At 75.8% G+C, this 19416-nt stretch carries 2 protein-coding genes; both read left to right on the forward strand.

Annotation, left to right across the window (positions count from 1 at the left end; all coding sequences use genetic code 11):
• Positions 1-43: 43 nt before the first annotated feature.
• Positions 44-15517 (forward strand): type I polyketide synthase, encoded by a 15474-nt coding sequence (locus SACTE_RS27715; RefSeq protein WP_014049322.1) that lies wholly within the window; start codon positions 44-46, stop codon positions 15515-15517.
• A 14-nt stretch (positions 15518-15531) separates the two neighbouring features.
• The gene (locus SACTE_RS27720) at positions 15532-19380 is read left to right on the forward strand and encodes a type I polyketide synthase (protein WP_014049323.1); all 3849 of its coding nucleotides are present in this window, start codon (positions 15532-15534) and stop codon (positions 19378-19380) included.
• Positions 19381-19416 lie beyond the last annotated feature (36 nt).

Consider the following 19416-nt stretch of genomic DNA (forward strand, 5'->3'; position numbering starts at 1 on the left):
CCCACCCGCAGTCCACCTCTTCGCACAGGAGTGGCGACACCCGATGACCAACGACGAAAAGCTGCTCTCCTACCTCAAGCGGGTCTCCGCCGATCTGCACCAGACCCGTCAGCGGCTGCGCGAGGTGGAGACCCAGGACCGGGAACCCATCGCCGTCGTCGGAATGAGCTGCCGGTTCCCCGGCGGGGTCACCACCCCGGAGGAGTTCTGGCGGCTGGTCCACGACGGCACCGACGCCGTCGGGGACTTCCCCGGGGACCGCGGCTGGGACGTCGACGCGCTGTACGACCCGGACCCGGACGCCACGGGCAGGACGTACTCCACACGCGGCGGCTTCCTGGACGACGCGGCGGGGTTCGAGCCGGACTTCTTCGGCATCAGCCCGCGGGAGGCGGTCGCGATGGACCCCCAGCAGCGCCTGCTGCTGGAGGTGTCGTGGGAGGCCCTGGAACGCGCCCGCATCGCCCCCGACTCGGTGCACGGCGCCCGGGTCGGGGTGTTCGCGGGCACCAACGGCCAGGACTACCGGGACCTGCTGGCGCGGATGCCGCAGGACTCCGAGGCGGCGCTCGGCACCGGCGCACTGGCCGCCGTGATCTCCGGACGGATCTCCTACACCCTCGGGCTGGAGGGCCCGGCCGTCACCGTCGACACGGCCTGCTCGTCGGCGCTCGTGGCGGTGCACCTCGCCGTACAGGCCCTGCGCGGCAAGGAGTGCACCCTCGCTCTGGCGGGCGGCGCCACGGTCATGTCCACCCCCAACGCGTTCGTCGCCTTCAGCCGCCAGCGGGGCCTCGCCCCGGACGGCCGCTGCAAGTCCTTCGCCGACTCGGCCGACGGCACCGGCTGGGGCGAGGGCGCCGGCATGCTGCTGCTGGAGCGGCTGAGCGACGCCCGGCGCAACGGCCACGAGGTCCTCGCCGTCGTCCGGGGCTCGGCCGTCAACCAGGACGGCGCCTCCAACGGGCTGACCGCCCCCAACGGCCCCTCCCAGCAGCGGGTCGTGCGCGCCGCGCTGGCCGGCGCTCAGCTCACCCCGGCCGACGTCGACCTGCTGGAGGCGCACGGCACCGGCACCACGCTCGGCGACCCCATCGAGGCGCAGGCCCTGCTCGCCACCTACGGGCAGGACCGGCCGCAGGACGCACCGCTGTGGCTGGGATCGGTGAAGTCCAACATCGGCCACACCCAGGCCGCCGCGGGCGTCGCCGGGATCATCAAGGTCGTCATGGCGATGCGGCACGGCGTGCTGCCGCGGAGCCTGCACGCCGAGGAGCCCTCCTCCAAGGTCGACTGGAGCCAGGGCAACGTCCGCCTGCTCACCGCCAACCGCCCGTGGGCCGACCCCGGGCGCCCGCGCCGGGCCGCGGTCTCCTCCTTCGGCGCCAGCGGAACCAACGCCCACACCATCCTGGAGGAGGCCCCCGCCGAGGAACCCGCCGAGGAACCCGCGCCCCGCACCGCGCCGCCCCTGGTGCCGTGGGTGCTCTCCGGCCGCAGCGAACGGGCCCTGCGCGAGCAGGCCGCCCGCCTGGCCGCGGCCGTCACCGACGCCGACCCCGTGGACGTGGCGCACTCACTGGCCGTCACCCGCACCGCCCACCCGTACCGGGCCGTGGTTCTCGGAGCCGACCGGGACACGCTGCTCGACGCCGTGACCCGTCTCGCCGAGGGCGGCCGGGCCGCCGGGTTCGGCCGTGTCCGCAAGGGCGGAACCGCCTTCCTGTTCACCGGCCAGGGCTCCCAGCGCCCCGGCATGGGCCGACAACTGCACGCGCACTTCCCGGTCTTCGCCCGCGTCTTCGACGAGATCTGCGAGCTGTCCGGCGACGGGGAGCTGCGTGCGCTGGTCCTCGGCGACGACCCCGAGCCGCTGAACCGTACGGCCCGCACCCAGACCGCGCTGTTCGCCTTCGAGGTCGCGCTGTACCGGCTGGTGGAGTCCTGGGGCCTGACCCCCGACTACCTCGCGGGCCACTCCGTCGGCGAGATCGCCGCCGCCCACGTCGCCGGCGTACTGGACCTGGCGGACGCCACCCGGCTGGTGGCCGCCCGCGGCCGGCTCATGCAGGCCCTCCCCGAGGGCGGCGCCATGATCGCCCTGCGCGCCACCGAGGACGCCGTCCGCCCCCTGCTCACCGGCCGGGTCGGCCTCGCCGCCGTCAACGGTCCGGACTCCGTCGTGATCTCCGGCGACGCCGCCGAGGCCGAGGCGGTCGCCGCGCACTTCGAGAAGAGCCGCCGGCTGAAGGTCTCGCACGCCTTCCACTCCCCGCTGATGGAACCCATGCTGGCCGAATTCCGGTCCGTGGTGTCGTCCCTGGCCTTCCACCGGGCGACCGTCCCCGTGGTCTCCAACGTCACGGGCCGGCTCGCCACCCAGGACCTCGGCACCCCCGAGTACTGGGTACGGCACGTGCGCGAGGCCGTCCGCTTCCACGACGGGATCCGGACCCTCGCCGCCGAGGGCGTCACCCGGTTCCTGGAGATCGGCCCCGACGCCGTACTGACCGCCATGGCCCGCGAGTGCCTGGCCCCGGCCGACGAGGCGGCCGCCGGCCCCGACGCCGTCCTGGCCGCCGCCACCCGCCGCGGCCGGGACGAGCCCGAGACCCTGCTCACCGCCCTGGCCCAGCTGCACACCGACGGCGCGGGGCCGCGATGGGAGACGCTGTTCACCGGCGCCCGTACCGTCGACCTGCCCACCACGGCCTTCCAGCGCGAACGGTTCTGGCCCGAGACGGCCGACCCGGTCGGCGACGTCGGCTCCGCCGGACTGGACCCCGCCGACCACCCGCTGCTCGGCGCCGCCACCGTGCTCGCCGACTCCGACGGCGCGGTCCTGACCGGCCGGCTGTCCGTGCGCACCCACCCCTGGCTCGCCGACCACGTCGTCGGCGGATCCGTCGTCGTCCCCGGCACCGCCCTGGTGGAACTCGCGGTCCGCGCCGGCGACCAGGTCGGCTGCGGCCGGCTGGAGGAACTGGCCCTGGAGATACCGCTGGTGCTGCCGCCCGCCGACGGCGTCCGTGTCCAGGTCGCCGTCGGCACCCCCGACCCGGCCGGGGCCCGCACGGTCCAGATCTACGCCCGCGCCGACAACCCGTCCGCCGACGACGCCTGGACCCTGCACGCCTCCGGTCTGCTCACCGACACCACCGCGACCCCCGGCACCCGGCTGGACGTCTGGCCGCCGCAGGACGCCGAAGAGCTCGACCTCACCGGCCTGTACGAGCGGCACGCCGCCGCCGGCCTGGACTACGGACCCGTCTTCCGCGCCCTGACCGCCGCCTGGCGGGACGGTGACACGGTCTTCGCCGAGGTGCGCCTCCCGGAGCGGCCGGCCGCGGACGCCCCCCGCTTCGGCCTCCACCCCGCCGCCTTCGACGCCGCCCTGCACTCCCTGGCCCTGCTCGGCGACGGCTCCGGTGACGACACCGCCCGGCTGCCGTTCATGTTCGCGGGCGTCACCCTGCACGCCGTGGGCGCCTCGGTCCTGCGGGCCCGTATGACACCCGTCGGCGACCACACCTTCGCCGTCGATCTGGCCGACGCCACCGGGGCTCCCGTCGCCACCGTCGACTCCCTGGCCTCCCGTCCGCCGACCCGGCCGAGCGGGCAGCGCGACGCCGCCGCCGAGTCGCTGTTCGTGCTCGACTGGCAGCCGCTGGCGCTGGACACCGACGCCCCCGCGGCCGACCACCGCCTGTTGGAGATCCCGTCCGGCGCGGACGCGGCGACGGTACGCGACGCGCTGCACACCGCGCTCGCCGCCCTCCAGGACGACGACGTCCGGCCGCTGGCCCTCGTCACCCGGGGCGCCGTCTCCACCGCCGGCGAGGACGTGCCCGACCTGGCCGGCGCGGCGGTGTGGGGCCTGGCGCGCTCCGCGCAGTCGGAGAACCCCGGCCGGTTCGTCCTGCTCGACCTCGAACCCGGCGCCGACCCCGACGCCCTGCTGCCCGCCGTCCTCGCCACCGGCGAGCCGCAGGTGGCCGTCCGCTCCGGCACCGCCCGTGCGGCACGGCTGGTCCGCGCGGAACCGGGAACGGACGCTGCGGGCCCGGTCCTCGACCCCGAGGGCACCGTGCTGCTGACCGGCGCGACCGGCGGCCTCGGAGCCGTCATCGCCCGGCACCTGGTCACCGCCCACGGTGTGCGGCACCTCGCCCTGGTCAGCCGCGGCGGCCGGGCCGGCGACCTGGTCGCCGAACTCGCCGGGCTCGGCGCGAGCGCCACCGCCCACGCCTGCGACGTCGCCGACCGGGACGCCCTCGCCGCCCTCCTCGACGGCATCGGACGGGACCGTCCGCTCACCGCGGTGGTGCACGCCGCGGGAGTCCTGGACGACGGCGTGGTGGCGTCCCAGACGCCCGAGCGCCTCGACGCCGTCCTCGCCCCCAAGGCGCTCGGCGCCCTCCACCTGCACGAGCTGACCCGGGACCACGACCTGGCCGCGTTCGTGCTGTTCTCCTCCGTCGCCGGCACCGTCGGCGCCCCCGGACAGGGCAACTACGCCGCCGCCAACGCCTGCCTCGACGCGCTGGCCGCCCACCGCGTCGCCGACGGCTTGCCCGGCCTCGCGCTGGCCTGGGGGCCCTGGGCCCCGACCGGCGGCATGACCGGCCACCTGGACGAGGCGGACCTCGCCCGCATGTCGCGCGGCGGGATGATCCCCCTGTCCGCCGACGAGGGCACCGCCCTGTTCGACCGGGCACTGCGCACCGGCCGCCCCGCGGTGGCCCCCGTACGGCTGGACCTGTCCGCGCTGCGCGCCCAGGGCGGCGAACTCGCCCCCGTCCTGCGTACCCTGGCCGGGCGCCCGGTACGCCGGGAGGCCGCCGCCGAGGGCATCGGCGCAGGATTCGCCGAACGCCTGGCCGCCCTCGGCGAGGCGGAGCGGGCCGAGGCCCTGCTGCACACCGTCCGCAGCCATGTGGCCGCCGTCCTCGGTCACGCCGGACCCGACACCGTGGAGACCGACCGGGCCTTCAAGGACCTCGGCTTCGACTCGCTCGCCGCGATCGAACTCCGCAACTCCCTGTCCGCCGAGACGGGGCAGCGGCTGCCCGCCACCCTCGTCTTCGACCACCCCTCACCCGAGGCGCTCGCCGTCCACCTCGGCACGCTGGTCGCCGGAGCGGGCGGCACCGTGGCCCGTACCCGGCGCACCGCACGGGCCCGTGCCGACGAACCGCTGGCGATCGTCGGCATGGCCTGCCGCTACCCGGGCGACGTCCGCACACCGCAGGACCTGTGGCGGCTGGTCGCCGACGGGACCGACGCCATCGCCCCGTTCCCCGCCAACCGCGGCTGGGACGTCGACCGCGTCGTCGACCCGGCCCGCCGGCGCCCCGACACCTCCTACGTCGGCGAGGGCGGGTTCCTCTACGACGCGGGCGAGTTCGACGCCGCGTTCTTCGGCATCAGCCCGAAGGAGGCGCTCGTCACCGACCCGCAGCAGCGGCTGCTGCTGGAGGCCTCCTGGGAGGCGCTGGAACACGCCGGCATCGACCCGCACTCCCTCAAGGGCACCCCGACCGGCGTGTTCGCGGGCGTGCAGTACCACGACTACTTCGGCAGCTTCGGCTCCGGCAGCATCATCTCCGGCCGGGTCGCCTACACCCTCGGACTGGAGGGCCCCTCGCTCTCCGTCGACACCGCCTGCTCCTCCTCGCTGGTGGCACTGCACCTGGCCGGGCAGTCGCTGCGCCAGGGCGAGTCCTCCCTCGCGCTGGTCGGCGGCGTCGCCGTCATGGCCACGCCGGAGACGTTCATCGAGTTCAGCCGGCAGGGCGCCCTCGCCCCCGACGCCCGCACCCGCGCGTTCGCCGACGCGGCCGGCGGCACCGTGTGGGGCGAGGGCGTCGGCGTCCTGGTGGTGGAGCGCCTGTCGGACGCCCGCCGCAACGGCCACCCCGTCCTCGCGGTCGTCCGAGGCACCGCCGTCAACCAGGACGGTGCCTCCAACGGCCTGACCGCACCCAACGGCCCGTCCCAGGAACGCGTCATCCTCCAGGCCCTGGAGAACGCCCGCCTCACCACCGCCGACGTCGACGTGGTGGAGGCGCACGGCACCGGTACGACCCTCGGCGACCCGATCGAGGCGCAGGCCCTGCTGGCCACCTACGGCCGGAACCGGCCCGAGGACCGGCCGCTGTGGCTCGGGTCGGTCAAGTCCAACATCGGGCACACCCAGGCCGCCGCCGGCGTCGCCGGTGTGATCAAGATGGTCATGGCGATGCGGCACGACAGCCTGCCCAGGACCCTGCACGTCGACGAGCCGTCCGGCAAGGTCGACTGGGAGGCCGGGCAGGTGCGCCTGCTGACCGAGGAGCGGCCGTGGCCCCAGGCCGGTCGGCCGCGCCGGGCCGGGGTCTCGTCCTTCGGGATCAGCGGTACGAACGCCCACGTCATCCTCGAACAGGCCCCGCCTGCCCCGGAGTCCGCCGTGACGCCGGACGCCGGTACCGCCCCGGGCCCCGCCGTCCCGTGGCTGCTGACGGCGAAGACGCCCGCCGCGCTCGCCGGACAGGCCGCCGCGCTGCTCGGCCACCTCGACGCGCACCCCGGACTCGACCCCCGGGACGTCGGCTGGTCGCTGGCGACCGGCCGCGCCCACTTCGCGCACCGAGCCTCGGTCACCGGCAGCGACCCGGCCGAGCTGCGCGCGGCGCTCACCGCGCTCGCCGACGGCGACACCGCCCGCAACCTCGCCGAAGGCACCGCCACCGGACGGGCCAGGCCCGTCTTCGTCTTCCCCGGCCAGGGCTCGCAGTGGTCCGGCATGGCCACGGAACTCCTGGACGCCTCACCGGTGTTCGCGTCCCGCATGGCCGAGTGCGCCGCCGCCCTCGAGCCCTGGACCGACTGGGACTTCGCCGCCGAACTGCGCGGCGAGCTCGACCGGGTCGATGTCGTCCAGCCATTGCTGTGGGCGGTCATGGTGTCCCTGGCGCACACCTGGAGCGGCTACGGCGTCACCCCGGCCGCGGTCATCGGCCACTCCCAGGGCGAGATCGCCGCCGCCTGCGCGGTCGGGGCGCTCTCCCTGGCGGACGGCGCCCGCGTGGTCGCGCTGCGCTCCCAGGCCATCGCGGAACTGCTGTCCGGATCGGGCGGCATGATGTCCGTGGGCGAGGGCGCCGACGCGGTCCGCGCCCGGCTCGCCGCCTGGGACGGCCGGCTGTCGGTCGCCGCGGTCAACGGCACCGCCTCCACCGTCGTCTCCGGGGACTCCGACGCCCTCGACGAACTCCTCGAACAGCTGCGCGCCGAGAAGGTCCGGGCCAAACGGCTGCCGGTGGACTACGCCTCCCACAGTGCCCATGTGGAGACCCTGCGCGAGCGCCTCGCCGAGGACCTGGCCGGCATCGAACCACGCAGCACCGACGTGCCGTTCTACTCCACCGTCACCGGCGCCCCGATCGACACCGCCGAACTCGGCGCCGCGTACTGGTACACCAACCTCCGCGGCACCGTCCTGTTCGAGCAGGCGGTGCGCGGTGCCGTCGCCGCAGGCCACACCCTGTTCGTGGAGTCCAGCCCGCACCCGGTGCTGACCGTCGGGATCCAGGAGACCGACGACGCGGTAGCCGCCGTCGGCTCGCTCCGCCGCGACGAGGGCGGCCGGGACCGGCTGCTCGTCGCCCTGGGCGAGGCCTTCACCCACGGCGCCGGAGTCGACTGGGCGGCGGTCGCCGAGGGCCGCCGCACCCGCCACGTCCCCCTGCCCGCGTACGCCTTCCAGCGCGAGTGGTACTGGCTGGACAGCACCAACACCGGCGCCGACGTCACCTCCGCCGGGCTCGCCGCCACCGACCACTCCCTGCTCGGCGCCGCCATGGCACGGGCCGGCAGCGAGGAGGCCGTCCTCACCGGCCGGCTCTCGGCGGGCACCCACCCCTGGCTGAACGACCACCGGATCGGGGACCGGCTGCTGTTCCCCGGCACCGGCCACGTCGAACTCGCCCTGCGCGCGGGCGACCAGGTCGGCTACGGAGACCTGGCCGAACTCACCCTCCACGCCCCGCTGGTCCTGCCCGACCACGGCGCCGTCCAGCTCCAGGCCGTCGTCGGCCCGCCCGACGGCGCGACCCGCCCGCTGACCCTGTGGTCCCGCCCCGAGAGCGCGGACGAGGAACTGCCCTGGACCCGGCACGCCGACGGCCTGCTCGCTTCGACCGGCAGCCTCCCGTCCGTCGTCGAACCCCTCACCTCCTGGCCGCCGCGCGACGCCGAACCGATTCCCCTCGACGGCCTGTACGACGAGCTCGCCGCCCTCGGACTCGGCTACGGTCCGCTGTTCCAGGGCCTGCGCACCGCCTGGCGCACCCCGGACGCCGTGTACGCCGAGGTCGCCACCGACGCCCCCGTCGACGGCTTCGGACTGCACCCGGCGCTCTTCGACGCCGTCCTGCACACCGTCGGACTCACCGACGCCGCAGGAGACCAGGCGCTGCTGCCGTTCGCCTGGTCGGGGGTCCGGCTGCACGCCACCGGGGCCACCGCACTGCGCGTGAAGGTCCGCGCCACCGGCGAGGGCACCGTCGCCCTCACGCTCGCCGACCCGGCCGGCGCCCCCGTCGCCACGGTCGACTCCCTCACCCTGCGCCCGCTGCGCACCGACGTGCTGGACGCGGCCGCCCGGTCCACCGGGTCCGGCGCGCTCCACCGCGTCGACTGGATCCCCGCACCGGCCCCGGCGACGACCGCGCCCGCACCGTGGGACGGGGAGGTGCTGCGCGCACCCGCGGGCGCCGGCGCCGCCGAGACGCGCGCTGCCGTCGCCGCCGCCCTCGACGGGCTGCGCGACCGGCTCGCCGACGACCAGGACGGTGACGGCACCCTCGTCGTCGTCACCGGCACCGACCCGGCCGGCGCCGCGGTCGGCGGTCTGGTCCGCTCGGCCCAGTCCGAGAACCCCGGCCGCATCGTCCTGGTGGAGAGCGGGACGGACCCCGGCCCGGACCGCCTCGCCGAGGCCGTCGCAGGCGGCGAACCGCACCTGGCGCTGCGCGACGGCACCTGGTACGTGCCGCGTCTGGCCCGTGTCCCCGCCCCGGACACGGCAGCCGGAGCCGACGCACCGGACGCCGAGGCCGCCGCCACCGTCGCCGACCCGGGCCTGGGCACCGGCACCGTCCTGCTGACCGGCGCGACCGGCGCCCTCGGCGGCATCGTCGCCCGCCACCTGGCCGGTCACCACGGCGTGCGCCACCTGCTGCTGCTCAGCCGGAGCGGCCCCGACGCCGCCCTGATCGCCGAGCTGACCGAGCTGGGTGCCGAGGTCACCGGCGTCGCCTGCGACGCCGCCGACCGCGACGCCCTCGCCCGGGTGCTGGCCGAACTCCCCGCCGAACGTCCGCTGACCGCCGTGATCCACGCGGCCGGCGTACTCGCCGACGGCGTACTCGCCTCCCTCACCCCCGAACGCGTCGACGCGGTCCTGCGGCCCAAGGTCGACGCCGCCTGGAACCTGCACGAACTCACCGCGGACCTCGGCCTGTCGGCCTTCGTGCTCTTCTCCTCCTCCGCCGCCACCCTCGGCTCCCCGGGCCAGGGCAACTACGCCGCCGCCAACGCCTACCTCGACGCCCTCGCCGTCCACCGGCACACCCTCGGCCTGCCCGCGCACTCCCTGGCCTGGGGCCTGTGGGCCCAGGCCAGCGGCATGACCGGCACCCTCGACGAGACCGACCGGGCACGCATCGCCCGCGGCGGTGTCGCCCCGCTGCCGACCGAGGAGGGACTCGCCCTGTTCGACGCCGCCCTGCGCGGCACCGAACCCGTGGTCCTCCCGCTCCGGCTGGACACCGCGGCGCTGCGCGGCCAGGCGGACGCCCTGGCCCCGCTCTTCCGCGGCCTGGTCCCCGTCCGCCGTGCCACCGCCGGCCAGGCGGCCACGGGTGGCGCGGACTCGCTGCGCGACCGGCTCGCGGGGCTGCTGGAGCCGGAGCGCGAGCCGTTCCTCACCGAACTCGTACAGAGCCGGGTCGCCACCATCCTCGGCTACCGCTCCGCCCAGGACGTCGGCCGCACCCTGCCCTTCCGGGAGCTGGGCTTCGACTCGCTGGCCGCCGTCGAACTGCGCAACCAACTCGCCGCCACCACCGGGCTGCGGCTGCCCGCCACCCTGGTCTTCGACCACCCCACCCCGGCGGAGCTCGCCCGGTACCTGCTGGGCGAACTGACCGGTGCCCTCGACCGGGCGGCGCCCGCCGCCACGGCCCGGGCCGCCGACGACGAACCCATCGCCATCGTCGGCATGGGCTGCCGCTTCCCCGGCGACGTCTCCTCCCCCGAGGAACTCTGGCGCCTCGTGGCCGAAGGGCGCGAGGCCGTGGGGGAGTTCCCCACCGACCGGGGCTGGGACGTCGAGACCCTCCACGACCCGACCCTGGACCGGCCGGGCACCAGCTACACCCGGCACGGCTCCTTCCTCTACGGCGCGGCCGACTTCGACCCGGCCTTCTTCGCCATGGACGAGGAGGAGGCCCTCGTCACCGACCCCCAGCAGCGGCTGCTGCTGGAGACCTCCTGGGAGGCCCTGGAACGGGCCTCCATCGACCCGGCCACCCTACGCGGCTCCGACACCGGGGTCTTCGCGGGCGTCATGTACCACGACTACTTCGGCAGCTTCGGCTCCGGCAGCGTCGTCTCCGGCCGGGTCGCCTACACCCTGGGACTGGAAGGGCCGACCCTCTCCGTCGACACCGCCTGCTCCTCCTCGCTGGTGGCCCTGCACCTGGCCGCGCAGGCGCTGCGCGAGGGCGACTGCTCCCTCGCCCTGGCCGGAGGGGTGACCGTCATGGCCACCCCCGGCACCTTCGTGGAGTTCAGCCGGCACCGCGGCCTCTCCGGCGACGGCCGCTGCCGCCCCTTCGCCGACGCCGCCGACGGCACCGGCTTCGGCGAGGGCGCCGGCGTACTGCTGCTGGAGCGGCTGAGCGACGCCCGCCGCAACGGCCGGACGATCCTCGCCGTGCTCCGCGGCACCGCCGTCAACCAGGACGGCGCCTCCAACGGCATCACCGCGCCCAACGGTCCCGCCCAGCAGCGCGTCATCCGCCGCGCCCTGGCGGCGGCGGGCGTCGGCGCGGCCGACGTCGACGTGGTCGAGGCCCACGGCACCGGCACCACCCTCGGCGACCCCATCGAGGCGCAGGCCCTGATCGCCACCTACGGCGCGGAGCACACCGAGGAACGCCCGCTGTGGCTCGGCTCGGTCAAGTCCAACCTGGGCCACACCCAGGCCGCCGCCGGTGTCGCAGGCGTCATCAAGATGGTCGAGGCGATCCGCCACGAGACCCTGCCCGTCAGCCTCGGCATCGACCGGCCCTCCCGGCACGTGGAGTGGGAGGGCGGCAACGTCCGTCCGCTGACCGAGTCCCTGCCGTGGCCGGACCCGGGCCGGCCGCGCCGCGCGGGCATCTCCTCCTTCGGTATCTCCGGCACCAACGCCCATGTGATCGTGGAGGCGCCGCCCGCCGTCGCACCGCCCGCCGCCGCGCCGCCGGCCGGACCCGAGGCGGGTGCCGTGCCGTGGCTGCTGTCGGGCCACACGCCCCAGGCACTGCGGGCCCAGGCCGGGCGGCTGCTGGACCACCTGACCGGCCGGCCGGACGCCGACCCGCACCGGATCGCCGGCGCCCTCGCGCACGCCCGTACCGCACTCGGCCACCGCGCCGCCGTCGTCGGGCACACCCGCGAGGAGCTGGCCCACGGGCTGCGGGCGCTGGCCGAGGGACGCACGCCCCCCGTCGGCACGGCCGGCCCGGCGACCGACGGCAAGCTGGCCCTGCTCTTCTCCGGCCAGGGCTCCCAACTGCCCGGCATGGGCACCCGGCTCGGCGCCGCGTTCCCCGCCTTCGCCACCGCCTTCGACGAGGTCCGCGCCCACCTCGACCCGCTGCTGGACCGGCCGCTCGGCGACGTCCTCGGCTCCGCCGAGCTGCTGGAGCGCACCGAGTACACCCAGCCCGCCCTGTTCGCCTTCGAGGTGGCCCTGTTCCGGCTGCTCGAATCGTTCGGCATCAGGCCGGACCTGCTCGCCGGGCACTCCGTCGGCGAGTTCGCGGCAGCCCACGTGGCGGGCGTCCTCGGCCTCGAGGACGCCTGCCGGCTCGTCGCCGCCCGGGGACGGCTGATGCAGGCGCTCCCCGACGGCGGCGTCATGATCGCCGTACGCGCGGCTGAGGACGAGGTCGCACCGCTGCTGGGGGAGGGGGTCGACCTGGCCGCCGTCAACGGACCCGCCTCCGTGGTGATCTCCGGCCCGGCCGGCCCGGCCCGCGCGCTCGCCGCCCGCTTCGACCGGAGCAGGGAACTGGCCGTCAGCCACGCCTTCCACTCGGCCCTGATGGAACCGATGCTCCAGGAGTTCCGCGAGGTCGCCGAGTCGCTCTCGTACGGATCGCTGCGCATTCCGCTGGTGTCCACCCTCACCGGCGCCCCGGCCGCCCCCGACGAACTCTCCACCGCCGAGTACTGGGTACGGCACGCCCGTGAGGCGGTCCGCTTCGCCGACGCGGTGTCCGCCCTGCACGGCGCGGGCGCCCGGCACTTCGCGGAGGTCGGACCCGGCGGCGCGCTCACCGCCGCCGCCGGAGACTGCCTGCCCGATGACACGGCGGCCGTCGTCGCGCTCCAGCGCAAGGACCGCGAGGAGACCGAGGCCCTGGTCGCCGGGATCGCCGCGCTGCACGTGCACGGCGTCACCGTCGACTGGACGGACCTGCTGCCCCACCGCGACGGCTCGGACCTGCCCACCTACGCCTTCCAGCGCGACCGCTACTGGATGGCCGGCGACCCGGGGCACTCCGGGCCCGCCGTCGGCCACCCGCTGCTGGGCGCCGCCGTCGAACGCGCCGACGCCGACGCGGCCCTGCACACCGGGCGGCTCTCGCTCTCGGCCCAGCCATGGCTGGCCGACCACGCCGTCGGCGGCGTACCGCTGCTGCCGGGCACGGCGTTCGTCGAGATGGCCCTCGCCGCCGGGGCCCGGCTGGACTGCCCCACGGTGGAGGAACTGACCGTCGCCGAACCGCTGGTGCTGCCCGAGCACGGCGGCGTCCGCCTCCAGTGCACCGTCGGCGAACCGGACACCACCGGCGCCCGGGCCTTCACCGTGTACGCCGCCGCGGCCGACGACGACCCGTGGACCACCCACGCCACCGGCACACTGCGCCCCGCCGACCCGGCGCCCGCCCACGACCTGACGACCTGGCCGCCGCCCGGCGCCGAACCCGTCGACCTGGACGGCGTCTACGAACGGCTCGCCGCACTCGGCGCCGAGTACGGACCCCGCTTCCAGGGACTGCGCGCCGCCTGGCGCCTCGGCGACGAGGTGTACGCGGAGGTCGCCGTCACCACCGACGGCGCCCCCTTCGGACTGCACCCGGCGCTGCTCGACTCCGCGCTGCACGCCGTCGGACTGCGCGCCGGGGCGCCGGAGCGCATGGCGCTGCCGTTCGCCTGGAACGGTGTCGAGCTGTACGCCGCGGGCGCGACCGCCCTGCGGGTGCGGATCGCGCCGCTGAGCTCCGGCGCCGTACGGATCGACGCCGCCGACCCCGGCGGCAGGCCCGTGGCCCGGGTCGCGTCGCTGACGCTGCGGGAGGTCGATCCCGCACGGATCGCCGCGGCCGCCTCCGGCGGCCACGAGGACCTGTTCGCCCTGGACTGGGTGCCCGTCGCCGTGCCGACCGCCCCCCAGGCCGGCCGCTGGGCCGTCCTCGGCTCCGGCCACGAGGAGCTGGCCGCCGCGCTGGCCGGGGAGGTCGCCGAGGTCGCGACCGTCACCGGCCTGCCGGAGGCCGCCGCCCAGGCCCCCGACACCCTCGTCGTCCCGCACCCCGGCGGACGGGACCCCGAGGAGATCCGGGCCGGCGCCCGGCGGATGCTCGCCGTGGTGCGGGACTGGCTGGCCGACGAGCGGTTCGCCGGCACCGGCCTGGTCGTCACCACCCGGGGAGCCACCGGCCCCGATCCCGCGGCGGTCACCGACCCGGGTGCCGCCGCCGTGTGGGGCCTGATCCGCTCGGCCCAGTCCGAGCACCCCGACCGGATCGTCCTCGCCGACCTCGACGACACCGACGCCTCCCGCCGCCTGCTGCCCTCCGCCGTCGCGTCCGGGGAGCCCCAACTGGCCCTTCGCGAAGATACGGTGAGCGCCCCGCGCCTCGTCCGCGCCCCGCGCCGGGACGGGGACACCCCGGCCGACTGGACGGGCACCGTACTGATCACCGGCGGGACCGGCGCGCTCGGCCGGGAGGTGGCCCGCCACCTGGTCACCGAGCACGGCGCCACGCGGCTGGTCCTGCTCAGCCGCCGCGGAGCCGACGCCCCCGGCGCCGGGGACCTGCGCAAGGAACTGGCCGCACTCGGCGCGCAGGCCACCCTCGTCGCCTGCGACGCCTCCGACCGCGCCGCCCTCGCCCGCGTCCTGGACGACCACCCCGTCACCGCGGTGGTGCACACCGCCGGTGTCCTCGCCGACGCCGTCCTCACCTCCCTCACCCCCGAGCGGCTGGACACGGTGCTGCGGCCCAAGCTGGACGCCGCCTGGCATCTGCACGAACTCACCGCGGACCGCCCGCTGACCGCGTTCGTGCTGTTCTCGTCCGCGGCCGGACTCTTCGGCAGTCCGGGCCAGGCCGCCTACGCCGCGGGCAACGCCTTCCTCGACGCCCTCGCCGCGCACCGGGTCTTCCTGGGGCTGCCGGGACTCTCGCTCGCCTGGGGCGCCTGGGCGGGCAGCGGCGGCATGGCCGACCGCCTCGGCGACACCGACGCGCGCCGCATGGCCTCCGGAGGCGTCCTCGCCCTCGACACGGCGGCGGGCCTGGAGCTGTTCGACACCGCGGTGGGACGTGCGGAACCGGTCCTGCTGCCGGCCCGCCTGGACCTGGGAGCCCCCCGGGACGCCGGACGTGTCTCCCCGCTGCTGCGCGGTCTGGTGCGGGTGCCCCGCCGTACCGGTGCCACCACCTCCGTCGCCTCGGCGGCGCTCCGCCGCGACCTGGCCGCCCGTACGCCCGAGGAGCGGACCGCGCGCCTGCTGGCACTGGTACGGGACGAGGCCCGGGAGGTGCTGGGGACCGAGGAGTTCGAGGCGGAGCTGCCCTTCAAGGACCTCGGCTTCGACTCCCTGACCGCCGTCGAGTTCCGCAACCGGCTCAACGAGGCGACCGGGCTGCGGCTGTCCGCCACCCTCGTCTTCGACCACCCGAGCCCGGCCGCCCTCACCGACCACCTCGCCGCCGAACTGGCGCCGTCCACCGCCGACGCCCCCCGCGAGGAGGACACCGTCCGCGCCGCCCTGGCCGCCCTCCCGGTGGCCAGGCTCCGCGAAGCCGGACTGCTGGACAGCCTGCTCGAACTCGCCGGACTGCGACCCGAGCGGGAGCAGTCCGCGAACGACGCGCCCAGCCGCCCGGCGATCGACGCGATGGACGCCGAGAGCCTGATCACCCTGGCGCTCGACGACCTCGTCGGCGACGACGACTCCCTGTGAGAGGAAGTGGAACCATGGCCGAGTCCGAGAAGCCGGACACCAGGATGGTCGAGGCGCTGCGCGCCTCGCTGAAGGAGATCGAGCGGCTGCGGGAGCGCAACCGCGCCCAGACGGCCGCGGCCCGGGAACCGATCGCGATCGTGGGCATGGCGTGCCGTTACCCGGGCGGAGTCCGTTCCCCCGAGGACCTGTGGCGCATGGTCGCGGAAGGCCGCGACGGCATCGGCCCGTTCCCCGACGACCGCGGCTGGGACCCGGACCTCCACGACCCGGAGCCCGGCAAGAGCGGCCGCTCCTCCACGGGCGAGGGCGGATTCCTGTACGACGCCGGGGACTTCGACGCCGGGTTCTTCGGCATCTCCCCGCACGAGGCACTGGTGACGGACCCGCAGCAGCGGCTCCTGCTGGAGGGGTCCTGGGAGGCGCTGGAGCACGCCGGCATCGACCCGGCGTCGCTGCGCGGCAGCCGGACCGGGGTCTTCGCGGGCGTCATGTACCACGACTACTTCGGCAGCTTCGGCTCCGGCAGCGTCGTCTCCGGCCGGGTCGCCTACACCCTGGGACTGGAGGGCCCCGCCCTCACCGTCGACACCGCCTGCTCCTCCTCCCTGGTCACCCTGCACCTGGCCGCCCAGTCGCTGCGCCAGGGCGAGTGCACCCTCGCCCTGGCCGGGGGAGTGACCGTCATGGCCTCGCCGGGCACCTATGTGGAGTTCAGCCGCCAGGGCGCCCTCTCCCCGGACGGCCGGTGCCGGTCCTTCTCCGACGACGCGAACGGCACCGGGTTCTCCGAAGGACTCGGTGTGCTGGTGTTGGAGCGGTTGTCGGATGCGCGGCGGGCGGGGCATCGGGTGTTGGCGTTGGTGCGGGGGAGTGCGGTGAATCAGGATGGTGCGTCGAATGGTCTGACGGCGCCGAACGGTCCGTCTCAGCAGCGGGTGTTGGGTCAGGCGTTGGTGTCGGCGGGTGTGTCGGCGGCTGAGGTGGATGTGGTGGAGGCGCATGGGACGGGGACGGAGTTGGGTGATCCGATCGAGGCGCAGGCGTTGTTGGCTGTGTACGGGGGCGAGCGTGAGGTGCCGTTGTGGTTGGGGTCGGTGAAGTCGAATCTGGGGCATACGCAGGCGGCTGCGGGTGTGGCGGGTGTGATGAAGATGGTGTTGGCGTTGGGGGAGGGGGTGTTGCCTCGGACGTTGTATGTGGGTGAGCCGTCGCGGAAGGTGGAGTGGGGTGCGGGGCGGGTGCGGTTGCTGGAGGAGGAGCGGAGTTGGGAGCGGGGTGAGCGGGTGCGTCGTGCGGGGGTGTCGTCCTTCGGGATCAGTGGGACCAACGCCCACGTGATTTTGGAGGAGGCACCCGCCGAGGACATCCCCTCCCACACCGAGGCCGAACCCCCCGCACCGGCCGTTCTGCTGCCCCTGTCCGCCCGCTCCGCGCGCGCCCTCCCCGCACAGGCCGAGCGGCTGCGCGACTTCCTCGACGCCCGCCCCGCCCTGCCGATGTCCGCCGTCGCGCGGGCCCTGGGGACCCGGCGCGCCGCCTTCGGCCACCGGGCCGCCGTCGTCGGCGCCGACCGGGAGCAGCTCCTGGCCGGCCTGGACGCCCTCGCCACCGGACGCCCGTCGGCCGCCGCCGTCACCGGCCGGGCCCGCACCGGTGGCCGCACCGCCTTCCTGTTCACCGGCCAAGGAGCCCAGCGCCCCGGCATGGGGCTCGAACTGCGCGCCCGTTATCCGGTGTTCGCCGAGACCTTCGACGCCGTCGACGCCCGCCTCGGCCTGGACCTGGTGGGCGTGCTGAGCGGCGACGACACCGAAGCGGTGCACCGCACGCGGTACGCGCAGACCGCCCTGTTCGCCTACGAGGTGGCCCTCTACCGGCTGCTGGAGTCCTGGGGGGTACGGCCCGACGTGCTGACCGGCCACTCCGTCGGCGAGATCGCCGCCGCCCATGTGGCCGGAGTGCTGGACCTGGCCGACGCCTGCGCCCTGGTCGCCGCACGGGGCCGGCTCATGCAGGCACTCCCCGAGGGCGGTGCGATGGTCGCCGTACGGGCCGGTGAGGACGAGGTCCTCCCGCTGCTGGACGACCGGGTCGGCCTGGCCGCGGTCAACGGACCGGCGGCGGTCGTCCTGTCCGGGGAGCGCGAGGCCGTCCTCGCCGCCGCCTCGGGGTTTCGGAAGACCAAGCGGCTCAGCGTCTCGCACGCCTTCCACTCCCCGCTGATGGACGCCATGCTCGACGACTTCCAGGCGGTCGTCGAGCAGCTCACCTTCCACGAACCCCGCGTCGAGGTGGTCTCGGCGCTCACCGGACGCCCCGCCACCGGGGAGCAGCTGCGCGACCCGCGGTACTGGGTGCGGCACGTGCGCGGCACCGTCCGCTTCTTCGACGCCGTCACCGCCCTGGAGGCGTCGGGCGTCACCCGCTACGTGGAGGTCGGCCCGGACGCCGTGCTGACCGGGCTCGTACGGGAGTGCGCCGGCGAGGGCGACGCCGCCTTCGTGGCCCTCGGCCGGCGCCACGGCGCCGAACCGGCGGCCCTGCTGTCCGGGCTCGCCCGGCTGCACGCCGACGGCCTGCCCCTGGACTGGGCCGCGCTCTTCCCCGGTACCGCCCGCGCCGAGCTGCCCACGTACGCCTTCCAGCGCGAACGGTACTGGCTGGACGCCGACGTCCCCCTCACCATGGACCGGCCGGCCACCGGGCCCGCCCCCGCCGAGGAGGCGCGAGGACTGCGGGAGCGGCTGGCGGCGGCCCTCGAGTCCGAGCGGGAGGCCCTGCTGACCGAGCTGGTGCGGGACCGGACCGCCGCGATCCTCGGGCACGAGGGAGGGCAGGCCGTCGAACCCGAGGACGCCTTCCTGGAGATCGGCCTGGACTCGGTCTCCGCCGCCGAACTGCGCGCAGCCCTCGGCGACGCCCTGGGCGTCACCGTCGCGGCCGGAGCCGTCTTCGACCACCGCACGCCCGCGGCACTCGCCGCCCACCTGAGCGAGCACCTCGCCGGAGGCGGCGCCGCCGAACCGGCCGACGACGACATCGAATCGGTCAGCGGACTGGTGCGGCGCGCGGCGGCCGACGGCAACTGGGAACGAGCCCTGACGCTGCTGCACAGCGCGGCGGACATCCTGCCGGGCTTCTCCTCGGCGGACGAGTTCGGTGACGTGAGCGACCCCGTACGGCTGGCCACCGGGGACGACGGGCCCCGCCTGATCTGCCTGCCCTCCCCGATGGCACTGGGCGGCGCCCACCAGTACGCCCGGTTCGCCCGGCACTTCCATGGCCGGCGCGACGTCCTCGTACCCGACGTGCCCGGCTTCGTACCGGGGGAGCCGCTGCCGCGCTCCGTCGCTGCGGTCGTGGAGGTCGTCGTCGAAGGCATCCGGCGGGCCTGCGCGGACGGACGGCCCTACGTGCTGCTCGGCTACTCCTCCGGCGGGCAGTTCGCCCACGCGGCGGCCGAGGCGATGGAGAAGGCCGGCCGCCCGGCGTCCGGCGTGGTCCTGCTGGACACGTATCTGCTCGCCGACGACGGCACCGAACAGCTCCGGCGGGAGATGTTCAACGGCATGCTGGACCGCGAAGCGTCCGTGGGCGGCTTCGGCACCGCCCGGCTCGCCGCGATGAGCCGCTACAGCGACCTGATCCCGGACTGCCTGCCGGGCGCGCTGACCGCTCCGGTGCTGTTCGTCCGGCCCGAGGACCCGTTCGCGCCCGGCCTCGACGGCTGGCAGGCCCGCTGGGAGGGCACCCACGAACTCGCCGAGGTGCCCGGCACGCACTTCACGATCATGGAGGACCGGGCCGAGTCCACCGCCGGAGCGGTGGAGAAGTGGCTGTCCGGCGTCGCGGCCCCCTGAGAGCCTGCCGGGTGGCCTTCCGGTCGCGGGCCACCC

It is taken from the genome of Streptomyces sp. SirexAA-E (genome assembly GCF_000177195.2).
Classification (GTDB): Bacteria; Actinomycetota; Actinomycetes; order Streptomycetales; family Streptomycetaceae; genus Streptomyces; species Streptomyces flavovirens.

What these genes read in the sequence shown, in the direction of transcription:
- SACTE_RS27715 (WP_014049322.1), top strand. Translation starts at nt 44, where the DNA reads ATGACCAACGACGAAAAGCTGCTCTCCTACCTCAAGCGGGTCTCCGCC.
- SACTE_RS27720 (WP_014049323.1), top strand. Translation starts at nt 15,532, where the DNA reads ATGGCCGAGTCCGAGAAGCCGGACACCAGGATGGTCGAGGCGCTGCGC.